Raw genomic sequence first — 7482 nt, forward strand, 5'->3', positions numbered from 1 at the left:
GGAGTTCTCGGTCATGCCTCTAGGTTCGGCTCGCCGGCTGCGGAGAGGCCGCGCCGCAGCTGTGGGGTTGCTGCGAACACTGCGGCCCGCGTCCGCTCCGCGCGGCGGGTCGCCGGGCGTACGCCCAGCCCGGCGAGCGCGAAGACCGCCGCGCCCAGCACCCACCCGCCGGCGCCGAGCGAGCCCAGCGCGAGGGTGAAGAAGCCAGGGCCGAAGACCTGCACCGCGGCGGTCGCCGACTCGGCCGCTCCCTGGTAGGCGCCGCGCGCGTCCTCGCGCATCAGCGACACCGAGAGGCTCCACGCCGCGGCCACGTAGCCCACCTCACCGGCGATGTGCAGCAGCGCCGCCAGCACGACCACCGCGCCGGCGCCCGGCCCGCCGCGGGACGCCGTCGACGCGAGGAGCAGGCAGCTGACGGCCAGCGCCATGCCGGACGCGAGCGCCGTCCGCGCGGACTGCGCCGGCGTACGCACCACGCGGGCGGCCGGGATCTGCAGCACCGCGATGCCCACCGAGCTCAGCACGACGACCGCTCCCGACAGCGCCAGCGGCAGCTGCGTCGACCCGGCGACCCACAGCGGCAGCCCCGTCGACAGCATCGCCCAGCAGAGCGACAGGACGGCGGTCACTCCGACGACGAGAAGGTACGCCCGGTCGCGCAGGACGGCCTGCATTCCCGCCGCTCGGGCCGGCCCACCGGCCGCCGGCGCGGGCACGGGGACCGCGGGCAGCGTGGCGGTGAGGGCGGCCAGGACGAGGTAGCTCGCCACGTTCGCGGCCACGGCCAGCCGGTACGCCCCCGGCTCGTCCACCGCGAGCACGAGCGCGCCCAGCCCCGCGCCGACGGCGATGCCCGCGTGCTGCGCGACGCGCTGGGCGGAGAGTGCGCGTACCCGCGCGGCGTTGTCCTCCACGAGCGCGGCCACCAGCGCGGTGCGCAGCGCGCTGCTGCCGTTGGCGAGCCCGACGAAGGCCACCGTCACCGCGACGAAGGCCACGACGCCGTCGACGACGAGGTACGCCGCCATCGCCGCGGCCCGCGCCACCGTGAGGGCCAGCAGGACGCGCGCCGGGTCGTACCGGTCGCCGAGCGCGCCCAGCGGGACCGCAGCGACCAGGCCGGCCGCAGCGGCGACCCCCATCCCGGCGCCCACCGCGGTCCCGGACATGCCGAGCACGCCGGTGAAGTAGAGCGCCCAGACCGTGAACCACAGCCCGTCCCCGACCGCCGACACGGCGCGCCCCCACAGCAGCCGGCGCAGGGCGGTGGCGGCGGCTTGCGGTTCGAGTACGTCGCGCATGCCCTCGCCACCTTTCAGGGTTGCCTGAAGAGTGACCGTAGACCGCTCTGCGGAGGCGACGCAAGCACGCTTCACGGGAGGCTGAAGCGTGACTACGCTAGGGGTGTGAGGGGACGGCGGTGACGGGCGGGGCGGGACGGGAGGCCGCGGCGCGGGCGGACGCGGCCCGGGCGGACCTGACGCCGGACGCGGGGCGGCCGGAGCAGCGGGGCGCGGCCGAGCCGGGGCAGCAGACGCGTACGGCTTCTGCCGCGCACTCCTGGGACGACCTGTCCAACCCGGTGCTCGCGGCCATGACCGGGCTGGCAGCCGAGCTCGCCGACCCACTGCGGCTGACCGCGCTGCAGCTGCTGGCCGCCGAGGGGCCGCACACCCTCAGCCAGCTAGCGGAGGCCCTCGCCGTGAGCGCTTCCCGGCTCGGCAACCACCTCGGCCGACTGCGTACGGCGGGGCTGGTGTCGGTCGAGCGCGCCGGGCGGCACGCGGTCTACCGGGTCGACCGCCCGCAGCTGCCGCCCGTGCTCGACGCGCTGGCCGGCTTCGCGCACGCCGAGGCCGTCCGTCCAGGCGCGCGGGCCGCGAACGCTGTCGACATCGCCCACACGTGCTACGACCACCTGGCCGGCCGGCTCGGCGTCGCCGTGCTGCGCTTCCTCGTCGAGCGCGGGGCGCTCCTCCCGCCCGACGGAGCCACCAGCGAGCTGGCCTTCGGCGCGGACAGCTCGGCGCTCGCCGGGCTCGGACTGCGCCTGGAGGAGCTCGACACCGGGCGGCGCAAGCCCGCCACGGCATGCCTGGACCGCAGCCACCGCGTGCCCCATCTGGGTGGGGCGCTCGGGGCCGCGGTCCTGTCGAGCTTCGTCCGGCAGGGGCTCGTGGAGCCACGTCCGGGCTCGCGGGAGCTGGCGGTCACCGACGCCGGGATGCGCCGACTGCCCGCTCTCGTGCCGGGTTTCCGACCTAGCTAGGGATCCGACCGAGCCGCGGATCCGGTCGCGCCGCCATCCGGCCGCGGGGCGGGCTGGCGCCGGCCTGTCGCGCGGCCGCCCAGCCCCTCGCCAGTCAGCCGGTCAGGGCTGGGCCTGGCCGAGCGCCACGAGCGCGGCGCCGATGAGGGCGCAGTCGCTGGTCGACAGCTCGGGCGCGTTGCCACCGCCGTCGTCGGCGAAGACCCGGGTGATGCCGTCGCTGGTGGTGACGAGGACGACGTTGCCTCCGCAGAACTGCTGGATGCTGGTGACGTCGTCCCCGGGGCGGCCGCCGCCGTAGAAGGGCACAGAACTCTCCTTCAGTGAAGTACAGGTTGGCTGAAGGAGGCGCACGACGGAGCCGGGATACGGCCAGTGACGGGCGTCACCTCTTCGAGTCACCGCGTCGTCGATATCGCAACGGGAACGTTCACCGGAACCCCTTGACTGGCGCCGAGCGAAAGCATCACCCTTCCTCCAGCCAGAGCTGGCTTTCATCGTCGAAAGGGACTCAGTGGCACTCACTCCGCGCCGCCTGCGCGCCGCGATCGGAGGCGTCGTCCTCGCGCTCGGCCTGATCGCTCCGGTGTCGGTCGCGACCGCGAACGCCGCACCGAAGCTCGAGGACGGGTCGCGGCTCTCCGTCGAGCCCAGGATCGACCGCAACTTCGCAGACCCGGACGTCCTCCTCGTGGACGGCGTCTACCACGCATATGCGACCAACTCGGACGGCCAGAACGTCCAGCACCAGACGTCGAAGAACCTGCGCAACTGGACGCGTCAGCCCGACGTAGCGCCGACGCTCGGCCCCTGGGTCGGGGAGTGCAGCTTCACTCCGGGCGGAGCGACCGACCGGTGCGTGTGGGCACCCGAGGTGACGAAGGTCGCGGGCGGCTACGCGCTCTACCACACCGCGCGCGACCGCGCGTCCCAGCGCCAGTGCATCGGCGTCTCCCTGGCGACGTCGCCGAACGGGCCGTTCCTCCCCGTCGGCAACGACCCGCTGGTCTGCCCGACCGCCAACCGGCCCCCGGACCTCGGGGGCGCGATCGACGCCAGCACGTACTCCGAGAACGGCCAGCTCTACCTGCTGTGGAAGGCCGACGGCAACTGCTGCTCGAAGCCCGCGATCATCTACATCCAGCCGCTCTCGGCCGACGGCCGGACGCTGACCGGGCCGGCCACCGAGCTGATCCGCAACGACCTGCCCTGGGAGGGCGCGGTCGTCGAGGCGCCCACGCTGGTCAAGCGCGGCTCGACGTACTACCTCTACTACTCGGCCAACGACTTCTACGGCGGCAACTACCGCACGGGCTACGCGACCGCGACCAGCCTGATGGGCCCGTACACCAAGTCCAGGACCGAGCTGCTGACGAGCGACCGCTTCCAGAACGACGTCCGCGGCCCCGGCGGCCAGGACGTCATCACGCGCCGTGACGGGCGTACGGCGATCGTCTACCACGGCTGGAACCCGACCTACACCTACCGCGCGATGTACGTCAGCTACCTCGACTACGACGCCGCCGGCGTGCCGTCGGTGGACGACGCGTCCACCCGCTACCAGGCCGAGAACGGCGTCATCACCAACGCCCGCGCCGTCGTCGACAACAGCGCGTCCGGCCTGTCGAAGGTCGGCGGCATGGACTTCGCCAACAGCTCGGTCTCGCTGCAGGTGTGGGCCGACACGGCCGGCCCGAAGACGCTCGGCATCCGCTTCGCCAACGGCTCGACCGACGGCAACCGCCGCGTGGTCTCGACCGACACGCTCACCGTGAACGGCCAGTCCCGCACCATCTCGTTCTGGCACACCACGTGGGGCAACTGGCAGCTCAACGAGCAGCGCGTGCAGCTGCGCCAGGGCTGGAACACCGTCACGCTGACGCGCGGCACCTACTTCGCCGAGATCGACTCGGTCGACGTGTACGACGCGCTCCCTGACCCCTCGCCCGTGGCCGTCCCGGCGGGGCCCGCGCAGGGCACCCGCTACGAGGCCGAGGCCGGCGTCATCAACCGGGCGCGCGTGCGCACCGACGGGGCTGCGTCGGGCGGGGCCGTCGTCGGCGGGCTCGACTTCAACGACAGCTCCGTCACGCTGCGGGTCTACGCGGCCGAGTCGGGCGACGCCACCCTCGGCATCACGTTCTCCAACGGCTCCGAGCGCGGCGGCAACCTCATCGAGGCGACCGACCGGGTCACGGTCAACGGCCGCGACGAGGGAATCGTGCAGTTCCCGCACACCCGGTGGGGGAACTGGTCGACGGTCGAGCACGAGGTGCGGCTCAAGCGCGGCTGGAACACCGTCACGCTGACCCGCGTGTCGTTCTACTCCGAGCTCGACGCGGTCGACGTCTACTGACCGCTGCTTCTCCGGCCCCCGGCCCCGCGGCACCTGTCGCGGGGCCGGGGGCCGAGGCGTGTCGGGGACGGTCGGCCGTCGGGGCCGACCGCGCGTCAGCGCGACAGCAGGCCCACCGCCGGTCCCACGCCGCGGTGCAGGAACGCGCGGGCCAGGGTGGTCTCGCCGCGGCTGATCCGGGCGAAGCCGTCCGCCCCGCGGGCGGTCCGCGACAGCGCCGCGTGCACGAGCCCCGGCCGCCGCTCGAACAGCCGCAGGCAGCGCCGCCCGGCCGCCATCTCGACCCCGAGCTCGGCCTCCACGGCCTCCTCGTACGCCGGGCCCGGCGCGCCCGCCGCGAGCCGGGCCGCCGCCTCCCCCGCCAGCCGCCCTGAGCGCAGCGCGAACGAGATCCCCTCCCGCGTCCACGGCTCGAGCAGGCCCGCTGCGTCGCCGGCGACGAGGACGTTGTCGCGGCGCAGCGGGGAGCCCGGGGTGCGGCAGCGGGTGAGGTGGCCGGAATCGCGCAGGACCTCGGCCGAGTCGAGGCCGAGCCTGCGCAGGTAGGCCGCGAGGTAAGCCCGGGTCTCCTCGGGGCGGCCGCGTGCCGCGATGACGCCGACCGTGAGCGCGTCCCCCTTCGGGAAGACCCAGCCGTACGACCCCGGCAGCGGCCCCCAGTCCAGGTGGACTCGGCCCTTCCACTGCTCGGCGCGGGCGCCCGCCGCGACCTCCACCTCCAGGCCCAGGTCGACCTGGTCGCACACGACCCCGACGTGCTTGCCGATCCGGCTCGCGCTGCCGTCCGCCCCGACGACCGTGCGCGCCAGGACGTCCTCGCCGTCGGTCCGCAACCGGGCCCCGTCGGCGGACTGCTCGACGTGGCGTACGAGGGTCTCCTGGCGCAGCACCGCCCCGGCCTGCACCGCCGCCTCGACGAGCGCGGCGTCGAGCTCGTCGCGCAGGACCATGCAGAGCAGCGGCTCGGCGAACCTGCGGGTGCGCTCCCGGCGCCCGTCATGGGCGAAGGTGACTTCGGTGATCGTGTCACGCGCCGGCAGGCGCAGCCCCGGCGGAAGGCTGCGCAGGGACGTGCCCGTGATGCCGCCGCCACAGGTCTTGTAGCGCGGCAGGGTGCTGCGCTCGAGGAGGACGACCCGGGCGCCCGCGCTCGCCGCGGCCCACGCGGCCATCGCGCCCGCCGGCCCGGCTCCGACCACGGCGACGTCCCAGGTCGTGCCGAGCGCTGTCACCGGGCGAGGCTATCCGGCGCGGATGTGGGACGGGCCGGCTGTCTGGCGGTGCACGTCGCTGGCGCAAGGCGGCGGGGTGCCGGCACGCGGCCGGTCCGTGCCAGAGCGCGTGTAGCGGGTCGCGGGCGGCCGGGCGTGTACGGCGGCGGGCGGCCGGGCGTGTACGGCGGCGGGCGGTTAGCACCGAGGCGATCTTGGTCCGCGTCGGACCGCCCCGCGCGCCACGTTCGTACGTCGGACCCCGCGGACGTGCTTCGGACGGGCTGCACCCGGTTCGAGGTGGTGCTACCGGTCGAGAGGTCGGGGTCAGGGCGGCCGGCCGACCCAAGCGCCGGCCGCTCGGCGTCGGCGCTCGACAGGGGGGTCGTATGGGCGCCATGTACGGCGCATGGGGGGTCGGTGGCGCCCATAACGGCAACGTCGTGCCTCCTGGGCCTCGATAGTGGGTGCAGCGACACGGTCGCGCCTGCTCCGACTCGGTCGGAGGTGCAGCGGCCCGCCGTCGCGGACGCAGCGCGTCCACGACGCCCGCGAGCGCGGCGGCCGGGTCCGCGACGGGGCGACCTTGTGGGAGCACGCGGGCGTCGGGGCACCCCCGACTTCCCACAACCTCGTGGCGCAGTGCCGACCCGCGATAGCCGGCCGCCGGTCAGTCGACGAACAGCCGCGGCGCGAACGAGTAGAGATGGCGGCGCCACGGCGTCCCAGGTGTGGCAGGAGCCGGCGTACTCCGCGTACTCGTCGTCGACGCCGAACTCGTCGAGCGCTCAGGTGGCGACGCCATTGGCGTAGGCGATGTCGGTCCGGTCGCGCATCCCGATCCAGAACAGGTCGGTACGCCGGTTGGACAGCACGTGGACGTAGTCCGCGCGCAGCTGCGCGAGGACCGCGGGGACGTAGCCCGAGCTGGAGTCGCCGACCTAGTCGAGACCCACCCTGGGCTGCAGAAGCAGCGTGTCGAACGTCTGCAGGCCGCCGAGCGACAGCCCCGGGCGGACGCGCTGGTGGACGGAGAAGAGGCATTCGGCTTCAGCGATGTGCGATGTGTGAATCGCACGGGCTACGTGCCGAGCGGGCACGCGCTCCCCTCGACGGCACGGGCATGGCTGACCCTGGGAGCCGTCCGGCGTCCCTCCCCGGACCGCCCCGCCCCGCGCCGGTCACCCGGCGGGGTCCTCCGCCGACCCGGCGCCGTCGGGAGCGCTGTCGTGGACTGCGTCCGTCACCGGGCCGCCGCCCTCGACCGACCCGGGTGCCTGGCCCTCGTCGCCCATCGGGCCGGTCGTCGCGGGAAGGCCGGTGCCGGTCTTGTCCGCGCCGATCACCGCGTCCTTGTCCTGGCCCGTCTCGCTGCCTGCTCCACCGGGGATCGTCATGCGCCTGCCTGTGCCCGCTGCAGCGTGCATCATCCGCGGCAGCGCACATCGGCAAGAACCGGGGGCACGGGAGGCGCGTGCAGGATGCCCGCAGTGCCCGTGGTGCGCGTCAGCGCGACGTAGAGGTCGTTGAGCCCGCGCGGCCCCTGCAGGATCGACTCCGGACCGACGACCAGGACGTCGTCGAACTCCAGCCCCTTCACCTGCCCGACGGTGAGCACGACGACGTCGGCTCGCAGATCCGGC

General features: G+C 74.5%; 7 protein-coding genes. 2 read left to right on the top strand and 5 right to left on the bottom strand.

What is annotated here, in order from left to right:
- Positions 1-11: 11 nt before the first annotated feature.
- A complete protein-coding gene (locus tag G9H71_RS19930) occupies positions 12-1304 on the bottom strand; it encodes an MFS transporter (protein WP_166284537.1) in 1293 nt (430 codons plus the stop codon).
- A gap of 119 nt (positions 1305-1423) precedes the next feature.
- Between G9H71_RS19930 and G9H71_RS19935 the strand changes: the two genes are divergently transcribed.
- On the top strand, positions 1424-2272 hold the full coding sequence (locus G9H71_RS19935) for an ArsR/SmtB family transcription factor (protein ID WP_331273142.1): 849 nt from the start codon (positions 1424-1426) through the stop codon (positions 2270-2272).
- Between the two features lie 102 nt (positions 2273-2374).
- Here the strand turns inward: G9H71_RS19935 and G9H71_RS19940 are convergent, their stop codons facing one another.
- Positions 2375-2581 (bottom strand): hypothetical protein, encoded by a 207-nt coding sequence (locus G9H71_RS19940; protein ID WP_166284538.1) that lies wholly within the window; start codon positions 2579-2581, stop codon positions 2375-2377.
- A 205-nt stretch (positions 2582-2786) separates the two neighbouring features.
- Here G9H71_RS19940 and G9H71_RS19945 point away from each other — a divergent pair, with 205 nt between their 5' ends.
- Positions 2787-4628 carry a family 43 glycosylhydrolase gene (locus tag G9H71_RS19945; RefSeq protein ID WP_166284539.1) on the top strand — a complete coding sequence of 614 codons (1842 nt, stop codon included), beginning with the start codon at positions 2787-2789 and terminating at the stop codon, positions 4626-4628.
- A 95-nt stretch (positions 4629-4723) separates the two neighbouring features.
- Here the strand turns inward: G9H71_RS19945 and G9H71_RS19950 are convergent, their stop codons facing one another.
- The 3 genes from G9H71_RS19950 to G9H71_RS19960 all read right to left on the bottom strand — a co-directional run.
- Complete coding sequence (locus G9H71_RS19950) at positions 4724-5860, bottom strand: geranylgeranyl reductase family protein (protein WP_331273143.1); 1137 nt, start codon at positions 5858-5860, stop codon at positions 4724-4726.
- A 1160-nt stretch (positions 5861-7020) separates the two neighbouring features.
- Positions 7021-7236 carry a hypothetical protein gene (locus tag G9H71_RS19955; RefSeq protein WP_166284540.1) on the bottom strand — a complete coding sequence of 72 codons (216 nt, stop codon included), beginning with the start codon at positions 7234-7236 and terminating at the stop codon, positions 7021-7023.
- A 29-nt stretch (positions 7237-7265) separates the two neighbouring features.
- Positions 7266-7482: ATP-binding domain-containing protein (locus tag G9H71_RS19960; RefSeq protein WP_166284541.1), on the bottom strand; the 217-nt coding region annotated here is incomplete at its 5' end.

Origin of the sequence: Motilibacter deserti, from assembly GCF_011250635.1 — a bacterium.
GTDB lineage: Bacteria > Actinomycetota > Actinomycetes > Motilibacterales > Motilibacteraceae > Motilibacter_A > Motilibacter_A deserti.